Genomic DNA, 18,627 nt, shown 5'->3' with positions numbered 1-18,627 from the left:
GTCGACTGCGCCGCCCGCCCGGGGTCCTTATCATCGGATTCGATGTACCAAGCCCTCCGCCCCTCCCGCAGCGAATTCGTCCCGGTCCGCCACCTGAGCTACCACGTGCGCCTGTGGGGCCGGCCATCGGCCGACCGGCCGCCGCTGGTCATGATGCACGGCTGGATGGACGTCGCGGCCTCCTGGCAGTTCGTGGTCGACGCGCTGGCCGAAGACCGCTTCGTGGTGGCCGCCGACTGGCGCGGCTTCGGACTCACCGACGGCGGGACGGTCGACAACTACTGGATGCCGGACTACCTGGCCGATCTCGACTGGCTGCTGGACCACTACGCCGGCGACACCCCGGTCGACCTGGTCGGCCACAGCATGGGCGGCAACGCGGTCATGCAGTACGCCGGCGTCCGGCCGCAGCGCGTGCGTCGGCTGGTCAACCTCGAAGGCTTCGGCATGCCGGTCCTGAAGCCCGAGCAGGCGCCCGAGCGCTTCGGCAAGTGGATCGACGAGATCAAGCGCCTGCACCGCGGCGAAATGGCGCTGGCCGCCTACCCGGCGGTCGACGGCGTGGCGCGCCGGCTCATGAAGACCAACCCGCGCCTCAGCCAGGACAAGGCCGACTGGCTGGCCGCCCATTGGTCGGCGGCGCGGCCGACCGCCGAGGGCGAGCAGCGCTGGGAGATCCTCGGCGACCCGGCCCACAAGATCATCAACGCCAACCTGTTCCGGGTCGACGAGATGCTGGCGCTGTACGCCGCCATCCGGGCCCCGCTGCTGGCGGTCGAGGCGTCGGACGACAGCCTGGGCCGATGGTGGAAGGGCCGCTACACGCTGGACGAGTACCACGAGCGCCTGAAAAGCGTGCCCGACGCCCGCATCGCGCGGGTCGAGGACGCCGGCCACATGCTGCACCACGACCAGCCCGCCGCCGTGGCCCGCCTGATCGAAGAATTCACCGCCGCCTGAGCGCGCTCCCCCTGCCCCGGACCCGGCCATGCCGGGCATGAGAAAATACGCGGTTTCCCCCGAACACCGTCAGGACACCCCATGGATGCAGAGCAAATCAACCAAATCGGCGCAACTCTCGCGGACCTGAGCGCCCGCACGGTCGATTTACGGAGGTATCTTTGACTACGATGCCAAAGCTGAACGACTGAGGACAGTCAACGCGTCGCTCGAAGACCCGAACGTCTGGAACGACCCCAAGAAGGCCCAGGAGCTGGGCAAGGAAAAGAAGGCGCTCGACGACGTCGTGGTCACGCTCGACCGGCTCACCAGCGGCCTCGCGGACAACACCGAGCTGTTCGAGATGTCGAAGGAAGACGGCGACATGGACGGCCTGCAGGCGATCGCCGATGACGCCGCCAAGCTCGAAGCCGACATCAAGCAGCTCGAGTTCCGCCGGATGTTCAACAACCCGGCCGATCCGCTGAACGCCTTCGTCGACATCCAGGCCGGCGCCGGCGGCACCGAGGCCTGCGACTGGGCCAGCATGCTGCTGCGCCAGTACCTGAAGTACGCCGAGCGCAAGGGCTTCAAGACCCAGATCGAGGACGAGACCCCGGGCGATACCGCGGGCATCAAAGGCGCGACCATCAAGGTCGAGGGCGACTACGCCTTCGGCCTGCTGCGCACCGAGACCGGCGTGCACCGGCTGGTGCGCAAGTCGCCCTTCGACTCCTCGGGCGGCCGCCACACCAGCTTCGCGAGCATCTTCGTCTACCCGGAAATCGACGACTCGATCGAGATCGACATCAATCCGTCGGACGTGCGCACCGACACCTTCCGCGCCAGCGGCGCCGGTGGCCAGCACATCAACAAGACCGACTCGGCGGTGCGGCTGACGCACATCCCGACCGGCATCGTGGTGCAGTGCCAGGACGGCCGCAGCCAGCACAGCAACCGCGACGTCGCCTGGAAGCGGCTGCGCTCGCGCCTGTACGACCACGAGATGCGCAAGCGCCAGGAAGAGCAGCAGAAGCTGGAAGACAGCAAGACCGACGTCGGCTGGGGCCACCAGATCCGCAGCTACGTGCTGGACAACAGCCGCATCAAGGACCTGCGCACCAACGTCGAGATCTCGGCGACGCAGAAGGTGCTGGACGGCGATCTCGATGCCTTCATCGAAGCGTCCTTGAAGCAGGGCGTCTGATGCAGGCCGCGACCCGCAAGGTGGAAGCCCTGATCTTCGACATGGACGGCACCATGGTCGACTCCATGCCCTGGCACGCCAAGGCATGGATCGAGTACGGCATCCGCCATGGGGTCGAGATCGACATCCCGAAGTTCATGCGGCAGACCACCGGCCGCACTGCCTTCGAGTGCGCCTGCGAGCTCATGGGCCGCGAGGTGAGCGAGGCCGAGAGCGCCGAGATCACCCACCACAAGGAATCGATCTACCGCGAGCTCTTCGGCGCCCATTTCCGCGAAGTGCCGGGCTTCGGCGCCTTCAACCGGGCCGCGGTCGCGCGTGGGCTGAAGGTCGCGGTCGGCACCGCCGGCGACAAGCACAACATCGCCTTCACGATGTCCCACCTGCGTCCGGACCCCGCGCCGCTGGCGATCGTCGGCGGCGACGAGGGCCTGCCCGGCAAGCCGCAGCCGGCCATCTTTCTCGAAGCCGCACGCCGCATCGGCGTCGCGCCATCGCGCTGCATCGTGTTCGAGGACGCGCCTTTCGGCATCGAGGCCGCCCGCCGCGGCGGCATGCTGGCGGTGGCGGTCTGCACCACCCACAGCGCCAGCGAACTCGCGGGGCCGCACGTGATCGCGGCCGTGCGTGACTACAACGAACTAGCCAACTCAAACTTCCTGGAGACACTCGATGCTGCTGCGTGATGCCCAAGGCCAACCGATCGCGATCCGTCGCGAGGACTACAGCGCGCCGGCCTACTGGATCGACACGGTCGAGCTGACCTTCGACCTCGACCCGGCCAAGACCCGGGTCCTCAACCGCATGCGTCTGCGCCGCAACCCCGAGGTCGCGCCCGAGCCGCTGCGCCTCGACGGCGACGAACTCAACCTGGCCCGCGTGCTGGTCGACGGCCAGGGCGCCTCGTTCCGCATGGAGGCCGACCAGTTGGTGATCGACAGCCTGCCCGACGCCTTCGAGCTGGAGATCTTCACCACCTGCTGCCCGGTCAAGAACACCAAGCTCATGGGCCTGTTCGTGAGCGAGGACACCTTCTTCACGCAGTGCGAGGCCGAGGGCTTCCGCCGCATCACCTACTTCCTCGACCGCCCGGACGTGATGGCCAGCTACACGGTGACCTTGCGCGCCACCAAGGCCGCCTACCCGGTGCTGCTGTCGAACGGCAACCTGGTCGAGCACGGCGACCTGCCCGAGGGCCGCCACTTCGCCAAGTGGGTCGACCCGTTCCGCAAGCCCAGCTACCTGTTCGCGCTGGTCGCGGGCAAGCTGGTGGCGCGCGAACAGCACATCAAGGCCCGCAACGGCCGCGAACACCTGCTGCAGGTGTATGTGCGCGCCGGCGACCTCGACAAGACCGAGCATGCGATGAACTCGCTGATCAACTCGGTGCTGTGGGACGAGGCCCGCTTCGGCCTGCCGCTCGACCTCGACCGCTTCATGATCGTCGCCACCAGCGACTTCAACATGGGCGCGATGGAGAACAAGGGCCTGAACATCTTCAACACGAAGTACGTCCTGGCCAACCAGGCCACCGCGACCGATGCCGACTACAGCAACATCGAGAGCGTGGTCGGCCACGAGTATTTCCACAACTGGAGCGGCGACCGCGTCACCTGCCGCGACTGGTTCCAGCTGTCGCTCAAGGAAGGCCTGACGGTCTTCCGCGACCAGGAGTTCAGCCAGGACCTGTGCGCCGATGCGTCAGCGCGCGCGGTCAAGCGCATCGAGGACGTGCGCGTGCTGCGCACCGCCCAGTTCCCGGAAGATGCCGGCCCGATGGCGCATCCGGTGCGGCCCGACAGCTACATCGAGATCAGCAACTTCTACACCGTCACCATCTACGAGAAGGGTGCCGAGGTGGTGCGCATGATGCAGACGCTGGTCGGCCGCAAGGGCTTCGAGCGCGGCATCACGCTGTACTTCGAGCGCCACGACGGCCAGGCCGTGACCTGCGACGACTTCGCGCAGGCCATCGCCGATGCCAACCCCGACACCGAGCTGGCGCGCCTGCTGCCGCAGTTCAAGCGCTGGTACAGCCAGGCCGGCACGCCGCGCCTCGCGGCCCACGGCGTGTACGACGCCGCCTCGCGCAGCTACACCCTGAGCTTCGTGCAGAGCTGCCCGCCCACCCCGGGCCAGGCGACCAAGGATCCGTTCGTGCTCCCGGTCAACCTGGGCCTGCTGGGCGCCGACGGCCGCGAGCTGCCGGTACAGCTCGAAGGCGAGGCCGAGGCCACGCCGGGCACCCGCACCCTGGTGCTCACGCGCGCCGGCGAGCAGTACACCTTCGTCGGCCTCGATGCCGAGCCGGTGCCGTCGATCCTGCGCGGCTTCAGCGCGCCGGTGATCCTCGACTACGCCTACTCGGACGCCCAGCTGCTCACCTTGCTGGCCAACGACCCCGACCCGTTCAACCGCTGGGAAGCCGGCCAGCGCCTGGCGCTGCGGGCGGCGATCCGCGCGATCAACGAGCCGGCCCTCGCCGGGGAGCAGCCGCTGGACGAGGCCTTCGTCGACGCGATGCGCAGCGTGCTGCGCCATCCGCAGCTCGACGCCGCCTTCAAGGAACTGGTGCTCACCCTGCCCTCCGAGACCTACATCGCGGAGCAGCTCGACGTGGTCGACCCGCAGCGCGTGCACGCGGTGCGCGAAGCCATGCGGGCGCAGCTCGCCACCGCGCTGTTCGCCGATTGGGAGCAGGCCTACGAGCAGAACCGAGACACCGGCGCCTACACACCCGACCCGGTCTCCTCGGGCCGCCGGGCGCTGGCGGGCATCGCCCTCACCCACCTGTGTCTGGCGGCGCGGGCCTCGGGCGACAACGTGTGGCCGGGCAAGACGCTGCAGCGCTTCAAGGACGCGGGCAACATGACCGACCGCTTCAATGCGCTCAGCGCGCTGGTGTCGTCGGGCCATGCGCTGGCGGCGCAGGCGCTGGCGCGCTTCCACGAGATCTTCAAGAACGAGGCCCTGGTGATCGACAAGTGGTTCTCGCTTCAGGCCGGCGCGCCGGACCGCGGCGGCGACATCCTGCCGCTGGTCAAGCAGCTCATGAAGCACCCGGACTTCTCGATCAAGAACCCGAACCGCGCCCGCAGCGTGATCTTCAGCTACTGCAGCGCCAACCCCGGCGCCCTGCACCGCCCCGACGCCGCCGGCTATGTGTTCTGGAGCGACCGCGTGATCGAGCTCGATGCCATCAACCCGCAGGTCGCGGCCCGCCTGGCGCGCGCTCTCGATCGCTGGAGCAAGCTGGCCGAGCCCTACCGCAGCGCCGCCCGCGAGGCGATCGCCCGCGTCGCCGCGCGGCCCGACCTGAGCAAGGACACGCACGAGGTGGTCACCCGCGCGCTGTCGATCTGAACCCGCAAGGACCCGAAGAACTTCATGGCCCAATCCAAGATATCCCTCACCCGCTACCTGGTCGAGCAGCAACGCGCCGACGGCCTGATCCCCGGCCAGTTGCGCCTGTTGCTCGAAGTGGTGGCGCGCGCCTGCAAGAGCATCAGCCAGGCCGTCAACAAGGGCGCGCTCGGCGGCGTGCTCGGCACGGCCGAGAGCGAGAACGTGCAGGGCGAGATCCAGAAGAAGCTCGACATCATCGCCAACGAGGTGCTGATCGAGGCCAACGAATGGGGCGGCCACCTGGCGGCCATGGCCAGCGAGGAGATGGAAAGCATCCACGTGGTGCCCAACCGCTACCCGCAGGGCGAATACCTGCTGCTGTTCGACCCGCTCGACGGCTCGAGCAACATCGACGTCAACGTCAGCATCGGCACCATCTTCAGCGTGTTGAAGAAGCCCGACGACACGCCCGGCGTGCAGGAGGCCGACTTCCTGCAGGCCGGCGCCAAGCAGGTGGCGGCCGGCTACTGCATCTACGGCCCGCAGACCACGCTGGTGCTGACCGTGGGCGCCGGCGTGGCGATGTTCACGCTCGACCGCGAGCAGGGTTCCTTCATGCTGACGCAAGAGGACATCCAGATCCCAGCCGACACCAAGGAATTCGCGATCAACATGAGCAACATGCGCCACTGGGACGCCCCGGTGAAGCGCTACATCGACGAATGCCTGGCGGGGAAAGATGGTCCGCGCGGCAAGGACTTCAACATGCGCTGGATCGCCAGCATGGTGGCCGACGTGCACCGCATCCTGATGCGCGGCGGCGTCTTCATGTACCCCTGGGACAAGCGCGAACCCGAGAAGGCCGGCAAGCTGCGCCTGATGTACGAGGCCAACCCGATGAGCTGGCTGGTCGAGCAGGCCGGCGGCGCGTCGACCAACGGTCGCCAGCGCATCATGGACCTGCAGCCGACCAAGCTGCATGAGCGCGTGGCTGTTGTGTTGGGGTCGAAAAACGAGGTCGAGCGGCTGACCAGCTATCACGATCCGCTATAATCGAAGGCTTAGCCGGTGTAGCTCAGTCGGTAGAGCAGCTCATTCGTAATGAGAAGGTCGGGTGTTCGATTCATCTCTCCGGCACCAAACGTGAAGAAGCCCGCTGTCGAAAGACGGCGGGCTTTTTTGCTTTCAGCAATGCCGGCCCGCCCCAGCCACACGCTCCCTCAGTGCCTCGATGAACCGATCCCGCTCCCGCGGCGACACCAGCTGAAACGACCGCCCATAGCCGATCCTGACCCGGCGCAAGGACAAGGCAGGCGCAGAAAGCGGGCTCCAGCTCGTTTCGATGCGGTCGATCTTCGCGAAGGGAATGCGCCGCCTGATGATTCCGCATCGAATGAGCAGGTGATCCGCCTCCAGCGTGTACCGGCACGGCACGGTCAGCGCCAGCACCGCGCCCAAGGTGAACACGCCGATCGCAAAGGCGGCGAGCGCCTGTCCGGCCGACGAGGCCAGCAGGCTCCAGGCTTGAATGAAGCACATCGCGATGGCCGCTGCGACCAGCACGACCAGCCAGGCATCGACCCGTGTCGGATACACGTCCCGGCCTTTCGCAGCGCTGCGCGGCGCGATGCCGGGCGGCGTTGGCGTCTTGCTCGTCATCAATCTCCCTCCCTTCACATCCGCGGTCCGGCGGCGCGACGCGCCGCGAACTCGATAGCGGGATGGTAGCAATCAGCAAAATCCCGCCCACGCCGCCGACGGGCTTTTCCCTCCGCCGCGCACCCCAAGCCCGAATACCGCCAGAATCAGCCCCATGACCGACTATGGCGCCCTCCCTGCCAGCAATGCCCCCGCGCCGACCCGCCAGCCGCGCGACGGCATGCCTGTGGACGACCGGACCCGGACGGCGACGGGCTCGCCCGGCGACCCCGAGAGCCGATTCGGCGCGGCCGCCAGCATCCTCGACCGGCTCGATACCCGCCCGCTGGCGTTGCGCCTGCGCCGTCGGCCGTGGTGGCGATTCTGGTGACGCCGCACCGGCCCGCCGGGCGCCCCCGCCCCGGCTGGACGCCCGCCATCGACATCTCGCGCTGCACCGGCTGCGGCTGGTGCGTCGCCGCCTGCGACTCCCACCTGCTCAGCTTCGAGGTCGCGCAATGGAAGAAGCACGCCGTGCTGCACGACGCACTTCGGTGCACGGGCTGCAGCGACTGTGCCGTCGCCTGTCCGTTCCATGTGATCACCATGCGCAAGGGCGAGAGCCCATCCCCCGAAGCCAGCCACTGAGTCGGCGAGGCGCGGCCGCCGAGCCGGCAAATAAACCTGGCCGCCGCCGCCGACTGCCCGTTCCATGAGCATCGCAATGGAGCCCAAGCAGGATGCGGCTCCGACCGGTTGCCCACTCGGTTATCCACAGAGTCATGCACCGCCCAAGGGGAAAACAGGGCCTTGACTTTCGTGTTTTGGTGCAGTGCACAATGGCCTCGCTCATTGGGAAGAGCACACCTTCGGTGCGTCCGGCCGAAAAAATGCGGCACGCCAGCTTGGTGCGTCGTCTCGATCTTTTCCACAGCGGGATGCGAGCGGCAACTCACCTGCCGCGGCCCGTCGCGGGCCCCGGACATGCCCGTGTCACCCCCTCTTTGGGAGTTGACGTAGGTAATACTAAAGAGCTCAATTGAAGCTCCCGAAAGCGTCCAGGAAGGCAGGCATGAAGACGTTGTCCATCATGGCAGTCGTCACCCTCTGCACCCCTCTTCTTGGCTGCGACGTGCAACCAGACGTGCTGTTCGTGACTGAAAGCAACCCGTTCCAGATGCTGCAGCTGACCGACGCCGAGCAGGGCTGTCCGGCCCCTCGCCGCGTGTGCTACCTGACCTTCAGGGACGGCGGCACTTCGAATGGCTGCTGGATTCGCGAGAAATCCTATGTCCGCGCCCTTTTTCCGGATCTTGGCGAGCGCGTCATCCCGGTGACCGAGTTCCGCCGCACGATGCTGGCCGAGTACCGGAACATCTCTTTGGACTAGGTGCCAGAAACGCCGAAGCCCCGAAGTTCTCCCTGCCAGCGGGGGACAACCTTGGGGAAAACCGCCCGGATTGCGAGCGGAATCGTTGACTGGCGCGGCCTGCGACACGGTGCCTGCCAAAACAGCAGCGCACCGGGCCGCCGTGCAGCTGGCTCAGGCCGCCTGCGCCTGCGGCGCGTTGCGCCTCCAGACCTTGAGGCCGAAGGCCAGCAGCTGCCAGACGATGAACACCGCGATCAGGCTCAGCAGGGTGCCGCTGATCGGCCGCGTGACGAAGGTGCCGAAGCTGCCCCGGCTGATCAGCAGCGCGCGGCGGAAGTTCTCTTCCAGCATCGGCCCGAGGATGAAGCCGAGCATCAAGGGCGCCGCATCGAGCTCCAGCCGCATGAACATGTAGCCCAGGAAGCCGAAGGCCGCCGTGATGTAGATGTCCTCGAGGTTGTTGTTGACGCTGTAGGTGCCGATACAGCAGAAGAACAGGATCGACGGGAACAGCACGGCGTACGGGATCTTGAACACCGACAGCCAGTAGCGCACCAGCGGCACGTTCAGCACCAGCAGGAAGACGTTGCCGATCCACATGCTGGCCACCAGGCCCCAGAACAGTTCGGGGTGGCTGGCGATCATGTTCGGGCCCGGCTGGATGCCCTTGATGATGAAGGCCGCCAGCATCAGCGCCATGACGGCGTTCTCGGGGATGCCGATGCTCATCAGCGGGATGAAGCTGGTGCGCGCTGCCGCTTCGTCGGCCGCGGCCTGGCCGGCCACACCCTCGATGCAACCGGTGCCGATTTCGTTCTTGTACTTGCTGACCTTCTTGTCGATCGCGTAGGCCGCGAACTGCGCGATGGTCGGCCCGCCGCCCGGCAGGATGCCCAGGAAGGACCCGACCACGCTGCCGCGCAGGGCGCTCGGGATGATCCGCTTGAACTCCGACCAGGTCGGGATCAGGTTGATCTTGCCGTTGAAGGGCGAACGCTCTTCACGCGAATCGAGGTTCTTGGTGATTTCGGCGATGCCGAAGCAGCCCAGCGCGATGCTGACGATGCCGACGCCGTCGACCAGGAAGGGCATGTCCATCGTGAAGCGCTGCGCGCCGCTGTTGACGTCGGTGCCGATGGTGCCGAGCAGCACGCCGATCATGCACATGGCCAGCCCGTTGAGCAGGCTGCCGGTGGTGACGAAGCTCACGCACACGAAGCCGACCAGCATCATGGCGACGTAGTCGGCGGGCCCGAACAGGAAGGCCACCTCGCCCAGCATGGGCGCCAGGAAGGTCAGCACCAGGATGGCGACCGTGCCGCCGATGAAGCTGGAAAACCCCGCCGTGAACAGCGCCAGGCCGGTCTGACCCTTGAGCGTCATCGCATAGCCGTCGATACAGGCCACGATACTGCTGGCGTGCGGGATCTTCATCGTGATCGCGCTCACGCTGTCGCCGTACTGCGCCCCGTAGTAGATGCCGGCCAGCATGATGAGCGCACCGGTGGTCGGGATCGAATAGGTCAGCGGCAGCAGCAGGCTGATGGTGGCCAGCGGCCCCAGGCCGGGCAGCAGGCCGACCAGCGTGCCCACCGTGCAGCCGATGGCGCAGTACATCAGGTTCGAGAGGGTCAGGGCGTGGGAAAACCCAAACGCCAGGTTGTTCAAGGCATCCATGGTCAGTAGAGCGGCAGGTTCAGGCCGAGAAGTTTCTGGAGAGCCAGGGCCATCGCGACCAGCCCGAGGGACACCTTGACGTTGCGCACCCACGAATAACCGGAACTGCTGGCCAAGGCGGAGAAGAACACCATGAAGACGATCCCGGCGATCATGTTCACGTAGGTCGAGAGCAGCGCCAGGCCGCAGAGGCTGCCCAGGATGATCGCGATGTTCCTGAAGTTGATGCTGAGCCGCACGCGCTCGACGAAGAACGAGCGGACCACGGTCGCCGCGCCGATCACGAGCAGGATGCCGCTCACCATGGCGGGAAACAATCCCGGCCCCGCGCGGCTGAAGTCACCAATGGGATATCGCAGCGCCTGCAGGCCGAAGGCCAGCGAGATCGCCACGAGGAACAGGCCTCGGACTAGATTTCTATTCATACGCGCAAGATGGTTTGTTTCCGGTCGTGAAAGCGGCCCGCTGCCGGACCGCCTTCCGCCCCATGCAGGGTTGCTGGGACAACCCGATGTTGTTTCCTGCTCGCTGATCGGAATCTGACGCCCGGGTGAGGGGAATTACGTAACCAGGCCGTTATGCTCTGGCCGGCGCCCCCTCCCCATCACCGGAACCACCGCCTTGCTGCAACACGACCTGCACCTCGACGCCTACGTCAGCTTCACGCTGGCGATCCTGTTGTTGTTCGTCGGCAAGGCCTGCACTCGCCGCTTCGAGCTGCTGCGCCGCTACAGCATTCCCGAGCCGGTCATCGGCGGGCTGGTCAGCATCGTGGTGGTCAGCACGCTCTACCTGGTGCTCGGGCTCAAGGTGGACTTCCAGCTCGGGGTGCGCGACGTGCTGCTGCTCTATTTCTTCGCCGCCATCGGGCTCGGCTCCGACGTACGGACCTTGCGCCAGGGCGGCCGGCCGCTGGTGATCCTGGTCGCGCTGGCCACCGGCTTCATGGTGCTGCAGAACCTGGCCGGCATGGCGGTGGCCAGCGGCTTCGGGCTCGACCGCCGCGCCGGGCTGCTGACCGGCTCGGTGTCGCTCACCGGCGGCGTCGGCACGACGCTGGCCTGGGCGCCGCATTTCGTGCAGCTGGGCATCGCCAACGCCGAGGCCATCGGCCTGGCCAGCAACATGGCGGGCCTGATCTCGGCCTGCGCGATCGGCGGCCCGATCGCCGCCTGGCTGATGCGCCGACACCGGCTCAAGTCGTCGGCCGAAGCGGCGCTGCCGGCCGGCGCCCACTACGAGGACGAGAACCGCAGCCGCCTGGACTACAACAGCGTGCTGCTGGCGCTGCTCTGGCTCAACTTGGCGCTGATCCTGGGCCGCATCGTCAGCGACGCCATCGCGCTGACCCGCCTGCGGCTGCCGGGCTTCGTCGGCGCCCTGATCGCCGGCATCGTGCTGCGCAACGTCAGCGCGCTGTTCACCAAGCAGAAGGGCCAGCTGTGGCACTGGGAGCGCATGCAGGCCGGCGTGGCGCTGCTCTCGGACATCTGCCTCGGCGTCTTCCTGACCATGGCCCTGATGGGGCTGCAGCTGTGGCAGATGCATGGCGTGGCGGTCTTCGTGCTGACGGCCGTGTCGCTGCAGATCCTGATGGCGATCGCCTTCGCCGTGTTCGTGGTCTTTCTCTGCATGGGGCGCGACTACGAGGCGGCGGTGGTCTCGGCCGGCTTCGGCGGCATCGCGCTCGGCTCCACCGCCACGGCCATCGCCAACATGAGCGCCGTGACCCGCGAACACGGCGCCGCGCCGCGCGCCTTCATCGTGGTGCCGCTGGTCTGCGGCTTCTTCATCGACCTGGTCAACGCCGTCGTCATCGGGCTCATGGCGGGCTGATGTGGGGACCCGCTTTGCGGGCACCGATGTAAAATCGGCGGTTTTTCCAGTAGGTGCAAGTGTCAAGGCGCACAGGTTTCACCGACTCGGCGCTGGTTCGCTTGCTCGCTCGACTGACCGACATCACGCATCCCGAATCCCGCCAGGGCTTCGCGGACCGCTTGAGTCAGTGGTTCGGCTGGACCGACGCGATTTCGCTCTCGGCGGCGCTGGATGGCAGTCCGGCGGCGACGCCAAGGCGCGCGCGCGGCCCGGCCGACGCCGAACGACCCGAAGTCGATGGCGTGCGGGCGGCATTGGCGAAAGCCATCGCCGAACGCGGCGCCTTTGCGTCCGACTTCGCATCGCACCGTCGACGCTACCTCGCCCGGCAACAGGCCATGGAGACCGCCATCGGTCCCCTGCGCGGCCGGCTGCGCGCCAAGCTCGCGTCCGCGTCGCCCGAAATGGCCCGGCTGGCCGCGCTGGACGTGGTCATGGAGCAGGTGCTCGGGTCGCAGGAGCACCGCCTGCTGGCGACCGTGCCCGGGCTGCTCGAAAAGCACTTCGAGCGCCTGCGCCAGGCGGCCGAGCGGCCGGCCGACGAAAGCGACGGCGGCGCCGCACCCGGCGCCTGGCTGGACGTTTTCTGCCGCGACATGCAGGGCGTGCTGCTGGCCGAACTGGATATTCGATTGCAACCGATCGAAGGGCTGCTCGACGCCCTTCGCAAGAGCTGACCGCTGACAGGCCTTCATGACCAGATTTCTTCACTACGCCGCCTTCTTCGTCGGCCTCGCCGCCGTGTGCTGGGTGGGTGCCGGCTACATCGGCTCGAACCCGCTGGCGCTGGCGATCACGCTGCTGATCGGCGCCTTCTATGTGATCGGCGCGCTGGAGCTGCGCCGCTACCACCAGGCCACCGCCACCCTGGCGAACGCCGTGGCGGGCCTGTCGGCGCCGCCGGCGAGCCTGGGGCCGTGGCTGGACACGCTCCACCCTTCGCTGCAGAACGCGGTGCGCCTGCGGGTCGAAGGCGAACGCGCCGCCCTGCCCGGCCCGGCCCTGACGCCCTACCTCACGGGCCTGCTGGTGCTGCTCGGCATGCTCGGCACCTTCCTCGGCATGGTGGTGACCCTGAGCGGCACCGGGACGGCGCTGGAGAGTGCGTCGGACCTGCAGGCCATCCGCTCCTCGCTGGCGGCCCCGGTGAAGGGCCTGGGACTGGCCTTCGGCACCTCGCTCGCGGGTGTGGCGGCGTCGGCGATGCTGGGCCTCCTGTCTGCCTTGTGCCGCCGCGACCGGCTGCAGGCCGGCCAGCGGCTCGACACGCGGATCGCGACCAGCCTGCGGGTCTTCTCGCAGGTCCATCAGCGCGAGCAATCCTTCCAGCTGCTGCAGCGGCAGAGCGAGGCGATGCCCCAGCTGGTCGACCGGCTGCAGGCCATGATGGCGACGATGGAGCGCCAGAGCCAGGCCCTGCATGAACGGCTCGCCGCCAGCCAGGACACATTCCACGGCAAGGCCGAGACCGCCTATGCCGGCCTCGCCGCCACGGTCGGCCGCTCGCTGGAGCAGAGCCTGATCGAAAGCGCGCGCGCCGCCAGCGCCACGATCCAGCCGGTGGTCGAGGCCACCATGGCCGGGATCGCCCGCGAGGCGGCCGCGCTGCACCAGACGGTCGAGCACAGCGTGCAGCGGCAGCTCGACGGGCTGTCGACCCGTTTCGAGGCCAGCACCGCCACCGTAGCCGAACTCTGGCAGGGCGCACTCGCCGGGCAGCAGCGCACCAGCGAGGCGCAGTCCCAAGACCTGCGCGCTGCGCTCGACCGCTTCGCCCAGACCTTCGAACAACGCTCGGCCGCGCTCGTCAACAGCGTCTCCGGCCGGCTGGAAAGCACGGTCGGCCAGTTGTCGGAGGGCTGGAGCGGCGCCCTGGCGCAACAGCAGCGCGTGAGCGAAAAGCTGTCGGACGACACGCAGGGCGCGCTCGCAGCGGCGTCGGCCACCTTCGAGCAGCACGCGGCTTCGCTGCTGGGCACGGTCGCCCAGGCGCATGCAGGGCTGCAGGCGGAGATCGCCTCGCGCGACCAGCAGCGGCTCGCGGCCTGGACCCAGGCGCTGGAGGCCATGGCCGCCGCGCTGCAGCAGGAATGGCAGCAGGCCGGCGCCCGCAGCGAGCACCAGCAGCAGGCCATCTGCCGGACCCTGGCCGAGACCGCGCGCGAGATCTCGGCGCAGACCGAAGCGCACGCGAAGGGCACGATCGCCGAGATCGCCGGGCTCATGCAGACCGCCGCCGAAGCCCCTCGCGCCGCCGCCGAAGTGATCGCCGAGCTGCGCCAGAAGCTGTCCGACAGCATGGCGCGCGACAACGCGATGCTCGACGAACGCAGCCGCATCCTGGCGACGCTCGACACGCTGCTGGGTGCGGTGAACCATGCGTCCACCGAACAGCGCGGCGCGATCGACGCCCTGGTCGCCACCTCGGCCGACCTGCTGGAGCGCGTCGGCACGCGCTTCGCCGAAACGGTCGACGCCGAAGCCGGCAAGATGGCCGGCGCCGCCGCCCAGGTCACCGGCAGCGCGGTCGAGGTGGCGAGCCTGGGCGAGGCCTTCGGCGCCGGGGTGCAGCTGTTCAGCCAGTCGAACGACAAGCTGGCGTCCCACCTGCAGCGCGTCGAAGGCGCGCTCAGCAAGTCGATCGCACGCAGCGACGAGCAGCTGGAGTACTACGTGGCACAGGCGCGCGAGGTCATCGACCTGAGCATCATGTCGCAGAAGCAGATCGTCGAAGACCTGCAGCGCATCGCCAGCCAGCGCGCCACCGAAGGCAGCGAAGCGTGACGACCGAAGAGCTCGACGGCGGCATGGAGCCGACGGTGCCGGTGTGGGCCGTCTTCGGCGACCTGATGTCGGGGCTGCTGGGCGCCTTCGTGCTGATCCTGGTCTGCGTGCTCGGCATGCAGATCGATCTCGCGAGCCAGCTCGAAGCCGAGGTCAAGCAGCGGCAGGAAGCCGCGCAACGGCTGCAGACGCTCGAACAGGCCCTGGCCGGCCCCCTGGCCGCTGGCCGCGTGACGTTGAACAACGGGCGCATCGGCATCAGCGGCAGCGTGCTGTTCGCCTTCAACTCGGCCGAGCTGCAGCCCGAGGGCCGGCAGCTGCTGCGCAGCCTGACCGCCCCGCTGGCCGCCTACCTACGGGCCCGCGACGAGATCCTGATGGTGAGCGGCTTCACCGACGACCGCCAGATGCGCGACGGTGCGCGCCGCTTCGCCGACAACTGGGAGCTGTCGGCCCAGCGCTCCCTGACGGTGACACGGGCGCTGATCGAAGAAGGCCTGCCCTCTTCCTCGGTGTTCGCCGCGGCCTTCGGCTCCGAGCAGGCGGTGGCGTCGAACGCCGATGCCGATGGCCGGTCGAAAAACCGCCGCGTCGAGATGTCGCCCACGCCGAGGCCGTCCAACGCGCAGGCCCGACCCCGTGGCTAGCGACAGCGAAGCCGGCGCCCGGATCGCCGCCTGGCGCGAAAGCGGCGACCACCGCTTCGATCCCGTGCGCTTCCATTTCATCGAGGCGCTGGCCGGACGCTCGGCCGCCCACGACGGCGAGGCGCGCCGCCTCCTCGACGACCGTGTCGCCAGGCTGGTGGCGGACTATGGCGCGGCGCTGGCAGCCGCCCAAGCTGCCGACGGCGACGCGGCGCCGCCGACCGCGAAGCTGCCGGCAGGCCGTGGCCCGCTCGCGCTGCTGGTCGAGCAGGTGGCCCGGCAGGCAACGTCCGCGGGCGACGGCCCGGCGGCCGGCGAGTTGAAGACGCTCGGCTACTTCCGCGGCACCTGGGCGAAGCTCAGCGCCGAGCGGCGGCTGACGCAGTCGCTGGCCAAGATGCCGGAAAACGCCGGTCCCCTCAACTCGCACCATCTCGTGCATCGATCGCTGACCCTGATGCGCGACCTGTCGCCCGAGTACCTCAACCGGTTCATGGCGTATGTCGACACCCTGCTGTGGCTCGAGCAGGCGGGCGCCGGCGCCGCCACGGCGGCACCGGAGAGCCCCAGGAAGGCCGCCCGGGGCAAGACGGCGGGTTGACCGCCGGGCTCAGCCCTTGGGCGCGGGATAGGCCAGCTTGCCGGCGCTGCCCAGCACCTCCAGCGTCTCGGCCACAGTGAAGAGCTGCGAGGTCTTGAGGGTGCGGATATGGCCCGCGAGCTCGACCGCGACGATGGCGGTGGCCGCCACCTTGGCGTCGGGCGCCTCGTAGACGATGAAGCCGTCGTAGTCGCCCGCCATGTAGTACATGCTGAGCAGTTTTCCGCCCAGCTTTTCCATCAGCGCTTTGACCGGCACGCTGCGGTCCTCGGGGTTCTTCGCCAGCTTCTGCCAGCCTTCGGTGTTGTAGCTGAAGCACGTCATGTAGGTCGGCATACGCGTCTCCATTTCCTTGAAATCGAGGCGGAAGCGAGACCGGTCGGAACGGCCGGGCGAACCAGCGCCCCGTCCGGTCCGGAGGGCTCTTGTACTCCGTCGGGCGGGAAATGCAATGGCCTGCGCGAGGACGGACAACGCCGGGCAAGGGTCAGGCGGCCGCCGCTCCCGCCGCTTCCAGCGCCGGCTTGACGCGCTTGGCCTTGAACGCCTGCAGCACCTGCGGCGTGTGGTACGGGTGGCTGCTCTCGCGCACCTCGTCGTAGCAGGCGTTCTCGACCGGGTAGACATGCTGCTGCATGAAGTCTTCGACGCGGGTGTCCTTGCTCAGAGGCGTGTCAGGGCCAGCGCGAGTTCGTGGGCGCCCAGCGGGTGGCCGACGCGCGCGTAGGGCGGCTTGGGCCAGGACCAGCGCGATGACGGAAACAGCGCCCGCATGGCGTGGATGTCGCAGTGGTACGGCGGCCCGGTCACGAAGCCGTCGGGCGCACCCGCCGCGGGGGCCTGCATGAAGAGCGCCAGCAGCCGGCCGCCGGGCTTCAGCCAGGCATGCAGCTGCGCCGCATAGGCGGTCCAGTGGTCGGGATGCAGCGCACACAGGCAGGTCTGCTCGTAGACCGCATCGACCGGCGCCGTCGGCGACCACTGCAGCACGTCGGTCTGCAGCACCTGGGCCTGCAGGCCGCGCTCGGCCAGATGCTGCTTGCTGCGATCGACCGCCGCCGCAGCGTAGTCCAGGCCGGTGACGGCGACACCGGCCGCCGCCAACTCTGCCACTTCCCAGCCGCTGCCGCAGCCGGGCACCAGCACGGCGCTGCCAGCCGTGAAGACGCCTTCGTCGCGCCATCGCAAAAGTTGAGGGCTGGCGCCGCCGCGGTCCCACGGCGTGGTGCCGGTCTCGAAGCGGGCTTGCCAGAAGGCTGCGTCGGGGCCGGCCATGTCAGTGCCCGCCCGGCCGCCCGAAGGGCACTGAGCGCCCCCTCGGGGGGCAGCGATACACGCAGCGGTGAGCGTGGGGGTTTTTCATGTCAGGCGCCCTCCTTCGCGGGCGTGCGCAGCCTGGCCTTGAGCAACTTGCGGGTCGGATTGCGCGGCAGCGCATCCACGAGCCTCAGTTCCCGTGGCAGCGTGTAGATCACCGGCACGTGCTCCTCGCCCGCGACCAGCGTGTGGATGCTGGCGTCGCCGATGTTCCAGGCCAGTTTGGGGGCGCTCAGGCGAAAGTTGAGCGGCACGAAGACGCCGACCGCACGGGCGCTGCGGTTGATGGGCGCGCCGATCAGCGCCCGGTCCACGTCGGCCTCCGCTTTTCGTTGAAGGAGGCCAGGCCTTCCTTGGCGTCCTCGGTCATCGCGAGCAGCGCGATCTGGCTCTCGGTGTAGGCGATGCCTTCGTCGAAGGACATGGCTTCGAGGGCGCGCATCGCGTATTTGCCGCGGCGGATCGCGGTCGGGGACTTGTTGGCGAGACGGTCGATCAGCCACTGGGTCTTGGCGTCGAGTTCGGCGGCCGGCACCACATGGTTGAGCAGGCCGTTGGCCTGGGCTTCGACGGCGTCGAAGGGTTCGCCCGACAGGCACCATTCGCGCACCGTACGGCGCGGCGCGATGCGCTGCAGCAGGCTCAGCACCTGCATCGGGAACAGCCCGATCATGACCTCGGGCAGGCCGAACTGCACATGATCGGCGGCGATCGCCATGTCGGTCATGCAGAGCAGGCCGATTCCGCCGGCCATGCAGACGCCATTGATGCGCGCGATGCTCGGCAAGGTCGAATCCTGCGCCTCGCGCAGCATGTCGGCGTAGTCGATGTTGGGCCGCGACAGGTCGAAGGCGAAGCCCGCGCCGGGCTGCAGGTCGCCTCCGGCGCAGAAGGCCTTGTCGCCGGCGGCCGTGAGCACGATCACGCGCACCTCGGGGTCGGCATGGGCACGGCGGTAGCCCTCGCGGATGCCTTCGATCACGTCCTTGTTGATCGCGTTGCGCTTGTCGGGGCGGTTGATGGTGATCCAGAAGGCTCTGTCGCGCTTCTCGTGCAGCACGGCTTGGGTCTGTTCTGTCATTGTTGTCTCCTCGATATTTGTTGCGGTTGTGGGCGGCGATGGCGGGCGGTATGCCCTGGACCGGCCGACGTCACCGGCCCTTCGGGCTTCCCTGCGCTGCTCGCGACAGGCGGGGTCCGCGCAAACTCGCTCCGCTGCGCT

Annotated in this window: 21 protein-coding genes and 1 tRNA gene; 14 read left to right on the top strand and 8 right to left on the bottom strand. The window is 68.3% G+C overall.

Going from position 1 to position 18,627, the window contains the following annotated elements; genetic code table 11:
* Positions 1 to 42: 42 nt before the first annotated feature.
* The 6 genes from QTI17_RS25195 to QTI17_RS25170 all read left to right on the top strand — a co-directional run bounded on the left by QTI17_RS25195 (position 43) and on the right by QTI17_RS25170 (position 6,631).
* A complete protein-coding gene (locus tag QTI17_RS25195) occupies positions 43 to 960 on the top strand; it encodes an alpha/beta fold hydrolase (protein WP_286536403.1) in 918 nt (305 codons plus the stop codon).
* 81 nt (positions 961 to 1,041) lie between these two features.
* A protein-coding gene (prfB, locus tag QTI17_RS25190; RefSeq protein ID WP_286368760.1) for a peptide chain release factor 2 occupies positions 1,042 to 2,146 on the top strand; the annotation gives its coding sequence in 2 pieces (ribosomal slippage) (positions 1,042 to 1,122 and positions 1,124 to 2,146; 1,104 coding nt in all).
* Positions 2,146 to 2,832 carry an HAD family hydrolase gene (locus tag QTI17_RS25185; RefSeq protein WP_286527118.1) on the top strand — a complete coding sequence of 229 codons (687 nt, stop codon included), beginning with the start codon at positions 2,146 to 2,148 and terminating at the stop codon, positions 2,830 to 2,832. Before prfB ends, QTI17_RS25185 begins: the two co-directional genes overlap by 1 nt.
* Positions 2,819 to 5,509, top strand: a complete 2,691-nt coding sequence (gene pepN, locus QTI17_RS25180; RefSeq protein WP_286536401.1) for an aminopeptidase N — start codon at positions 2,819 to 2,821, stop codon at positions 5,507 to 5,509. The genes QTI17_RS25185 and pepN overlap by 14 nt, the downstream gene beginning before the upstream one ends.
* 24 nt (positions 5,510 to 5,533) lie before the next feature.
* Entirely contained in the window at positions 5,534 to 6,544 is a 1,011-nt protein-coding gene (locus tag QTI17_RS25175; protein WP_286536400.1) for a class 1 fructose-bisphosphatase, read from the top strand.
* An 11-nt stretch (positions 6,545 to 6,555) separates the two neighbouring features.
* Positions 6,556 to 6,631, top strand: a tRNA-Thr gene (locus QTI17_RS25170).
* Positions 6,632 to 6,676: 45 nt separating this feature from the next.
* Here the strand turns inward: QTI17_RS25170 and QTI17_RS25165 are convergent.
* The gene (locus QTI17_RS25165; RefSeq protein WP_286536398.1) at positions 6,677 to 7,150 is read right to left on the bottom strand and encodes a PH domain-containing protein; all 474 of its coding nucleotides are present in this window, start codon (positions 7,148 to 7,150) and stop codon (positions 6,677 to 6,679) included.
* Positions 7,151 to 7,304: 154 nt separating this feature from the next.
* Between QTI17_RS25165 and QTI17_RS25160 the strand changes: the two genes are divergently transcribed.
* From QTI17_RS25160 to QTI17_RS25150, 3 genes are all read left to right on the top strand, one after another.
* Positions 7,305 to 7,520 carry a hypothetical protein gene (locus QTI17_RS25160; protein WP_286536397.1) on the top strand — a complete coding sequence of 72 codons (216 nt, stop codon included), beginning with the start codon at positions 7,305 to 7,307 and terminating at the stop codon, positions 7,518 to 7,520.
* Positions 7,502 to 7,777: an ATP-binding protein gene (locus QTI17_RS25155; protein WP_286536395.1), complete on the top strand. Its 276-nt coding sequence runs from the start codon at positions 7,502 to 7,504 to the stop codon at positions 7,775 to 7,777. The genes QTI17_RS25160 and QTI17_RS25155 overlap by 19 nt, the downstream gene beginning before the upstream one ends.
* Before the next feature lie 424 nt (positions 7,778 to 8,201).
* Positions 8,202 to 8,519 carry a hypothetical protein gene (locus tag QTI17_RS25150; RefSeq protein WP_286527109.1) on the top strand — a complete coding sequence of 106 codons (318 nt, stop codon included), beginning with the start codon at positions 8,202 to 8,204 and terminating at the stop codon, positions 8,517 to 8,519.
* Between the two features lie 153 nt (positions 8,520 to 8,672).
* On the opposite strand, the gene QTI17_RS25145 is transcribed toward QTI17_RS25150, so the two are convergent.
* Both QTI17_RS25145 and QTI17_RS25140 read right to left on the bottom strand, forming a co-directional pair.
* Entirely contained in the window at positions 8,673 to 10,178 is a 1,506-nt protein-coding gene (locus QTI17_RS25145; RefSeq protein ID WP_286527108.1) for a tripartite tricarboxylate transporter permease, read from the bottom strand.
* A gap of 2 nt (positions 10,179 to 10,180) precedes the next feature.
* The gene (locus QTI17_RS25140) at positions 10,181 to 10,603 is read right to left on the bottom strand and encodes a tripartite tricarboxylate transporter TctB family protein (protein ID WP_286536394.1); all 423 of its coding nucleotides are present in this window, start codon (positions 10,601 to 10,603) and stop codon (positions 10,181 to 10,183) included.
* 196 nt (positions 10,604 to 10,799) lie between these two features.
* Here QTI17_RS25140 and gltS point away from each other — a divergent pair, with 196 nt between their 5' ends.
* From gltS to QTI17_RS25115, 5 genes are read left to right on the top strand one after another with little or no spacing between them, the layout of a single operon-like run.
* Positions 10,800 to 12,014 carry a sodium/glutamate symporter gene (gltS, locus tag QTI17_RS25135; RefSeq protein WP_286536392.1) on the top strand — a complete coding sequence of 405 codons (1,215 nt, stop codon included), beginning with the start codon at positions 10,800 to 10,802 and terminating at the stop codon, positions 12,012 to 12,014.
* Between the two features lie 53 nt (positions 12,015 to 12,067).
* Complete coding sequence (locus QTI17_RS25130; protein ID WP_286536391.1) at positions 12,068 to 12,733, top strand: DUF3348 domain-containing protein; 666 nt, start codon at positions 12,068 to 12,070, stop codon at positions 12,731 to 12,733.
* A 16-nt stretch (positions 12,734 to 12,749) separates the two neighbouring features.
* The gene (locus QTI17_RS25125) at positions 12,750 to 14,840 is read left to right on the top strand and encodes a DUF802 domain-containing protein (RefSeq protein WP_286536390.1); all 2,091 of its coding nucleotides are present in this window, start codon (positions 12,750 to 12,752) and stop codon (positions 14,838 to 14,840) included.
* Positions 14,841 to 14,863: 23 nt separating this feature from the next.
* Positions 14,864 to 15,487, top strand: a complete 624-nt coding sequence (locus QTI17_RS25120) for an OmpA family protein (protein ID WP_478141177.1) — start codon at positions 14,864 to 14,866, stop codon at positions 15,485 to 15,487.
* On the top strand, positions 15,480 to 16,088 hold the full coding sequence (locus QTI17_RS25115) for a DUF2894 domain-containing protein (RefSeq protein ID WP_286536389.1): 609 nt from the start codon (positions 15,480 to 15,482) through the stop codon (positions 16,086 to 16,088). Before QTI17_RS25120 ends, QTI17_RS25115 begins: the two co-directional genes overlap by 8 nt.
* 9 nt (positions 16,089 to 16,097) lie before the next feature.
* Here QTI17_RS25115 and QTI17_RS25110 read toward each other — a convergent pair whose 3' ends face one another.
* The 5 genes from QTI17_RS25110 to QTI17_RS25090 all read right to left on the bottom strand — a co-directional run bounded on the left by QTI17_RS25110 (position 16,098) and on the right by QTI17_RS25090 (position 18,486).
* Positions 16,098 to 16,424: a GYD domain-containing protein gene (locus tag QTI17_RS25110; RefSeq protein ID WP_286536387.1), complete on the bottom strand. Its 327-nt coding sequence runs from the start codon at positions 16,422 to 16,424 to the stop codon at positions 16,098 to 16,100.
* 151 nt (positions 16,425 to 16,575) lie between these two features.
* Positions 16,576 to 16,725 carry a hypothetical protein gene (locus QTI17_RS25105; RefSeq protein WP_286536386.1) on the bottom strand — a complete coding sequence of 50 codons (150 nt, stop codon included), beginning with the start codon at positions 16,723 to 16,725 and terminating at the stop codon, positions 16,576 to 16,578.
* Between the two features lie 26 nt (positions 16,726 to 16,751).
* Positions 16,752 to 17,363: a methyltransferase domain-containing protein gene (locus QTI17_RS25100; RefSeq protein ID WP_286536385.1), complete on the bottom strand. Its 612-nt coding sequence runs from the start codon at positions 17,361 to 17,363 to the stop codon at positions 16,752 to 16,754.
* A gap of 89 nt (positions 17,364 to 17,452) precedes the next feature.
* A complete protein-coding gene (locus tag QTI17_RS25095; protein WP_286536384.1) occupies positions 17,453 to 17,719 on the bottom strand; it encodes a hypothetical protein in 267 nt (88 codons plus the stop codon).
* On the bottom strand, positions 17,704 to 18,486 hold the full coding sequence (locus tag QTI17_RS25090) for an enoyl-CoA hydratase/isomerase family protein (protein WP_286536383.1): 783 nt from the start codon (positions 18,484 to 18,486) through the stop codon (positions 17,704 to 17,706). The genes QTI17_RS25095 and QTI17_RS25090 overlap by 16 nt, the downstream gene beginning before the upstream one ends.
* Positions 18,487 to 18,627 lie beyond the last annotated feature (141 nt).

The sequence above is a fragment of the Variovorax sp. J31P179 genome, from assembly GCF_030316985.1.
Classification (GTDB): Bacteria; Pseudomonadota; Gammaproteobacteria; order Burkholderiales; family Burkholderiaceae_C; genus Variovorax; species Variovorax ginsengisoli_B.
The sequence above is the reverse complement of the archived record's forward strand: the minus strand, read 5'-3'. Positions and strand labels throughout refer to the sequence as shown.

Coding starts and splice junctions, on each gene's coding strand:
- pepN (WP_286536401.1), top strand. CDS start 2,819: ATGCTGCTGCGTGATGCCCAAGGCCAACCGATCGCGATCCGTCGCGAG.
- QTI17_RS25140 (WP_286536394.1), bottom strand. CDS start 10,603: ATGAATAGAAATCTAGTCCGAGGCCTGTTCCTCGTGGCGATCTCGCTG.
- QTI17_RS25105 (WP_286536386.1), bottom strand. CDS start 16,725: ATGCAGCAGCATGTCTACCCGGTCGAGAACGCCTGCTACGACGAGGTG.
- QTI17_RS25145 (WP_286527108.1), bottom strand. CDS start 10,178: ATGGATGCCTTGAACAACCTGGCGTTTGGGTTTTCCCACGCCCTGACC.
- QTI17_RS25165 (WP_286536398.1), bottom strand. CDS start 7,150: ATGACGAGCAAGACGCCAACGCCGCCCGGCATCGCGCCGCGCAGCGCT.
- QTI17_RS25125 (WP_286536390.1), top strand. CDS start 12,750: ATGACCAGATTTCTTCACTACGCCGCCTTCTTCGTCGGCCTCGCCGCC.
- QTI17_RS25195 (WP_286536403.1), top strand. CDS start 43: ATGTACCAAGCCCTCCGCCCCTCCCGCAGCGAATTCGTCCCGGTCCGC.
- QTI17_RS25090 (WP_286536383.1), bottom strand. CDS start 18,486: ATGACAGAACAGACCCAAGCCGTGCTGCACGAGAAGCGCGACAGAGCC.
- QTI17_RS25110 (WP_286536387.1), bottom strand. CDS start 16,424: ATGCCGACCTACATGACGTGCTTCAGCTACAACACCGAAGGCTGGCAG.
- QTI17_RS25150 (WP_286527109.1), top strand. CDS start 8,202: ATGAAGACGTTGTCCATCATGGCAGTCGTCACCCTCTGCACCCCTCTT.
- QTI17_RS25160 (WP_286536397.1), top strand. CDS start 7,305: ATGACCGACTATGGCGCCCTCCCTGCCAGCAATGCCCCCGCGCCGACC.
- QTI17_RS25120 (WP_478141177.1), top strand. CDS start 14,864: ATGGAGCCGACGGTGCCGGTGTGGGCCGTCTTCGGCGACCTGATGTCG.
- QTI17_RS25175 (WP_286536400.1), top strand. CDS start 5,534: ATGGCCCAATCCAAGATATCCCTCACCCGCTACCTGGTCGAGCAGCAA.
- QTI17_RS25185 (WP_286527118.1), top strand. CDS start 2,146: ATGCAGGCCGCGACCCGCAAGGTGGAAGCCCTGATCTTCGACATGGAC.
- QTI17_RS25100 (WP_286536385.1), bottom strand. CDS start 17,363: ATGGCCGGCCCCGACGCAGCCTTCTGGCAAGCCCGCTTCGAGACCGGC.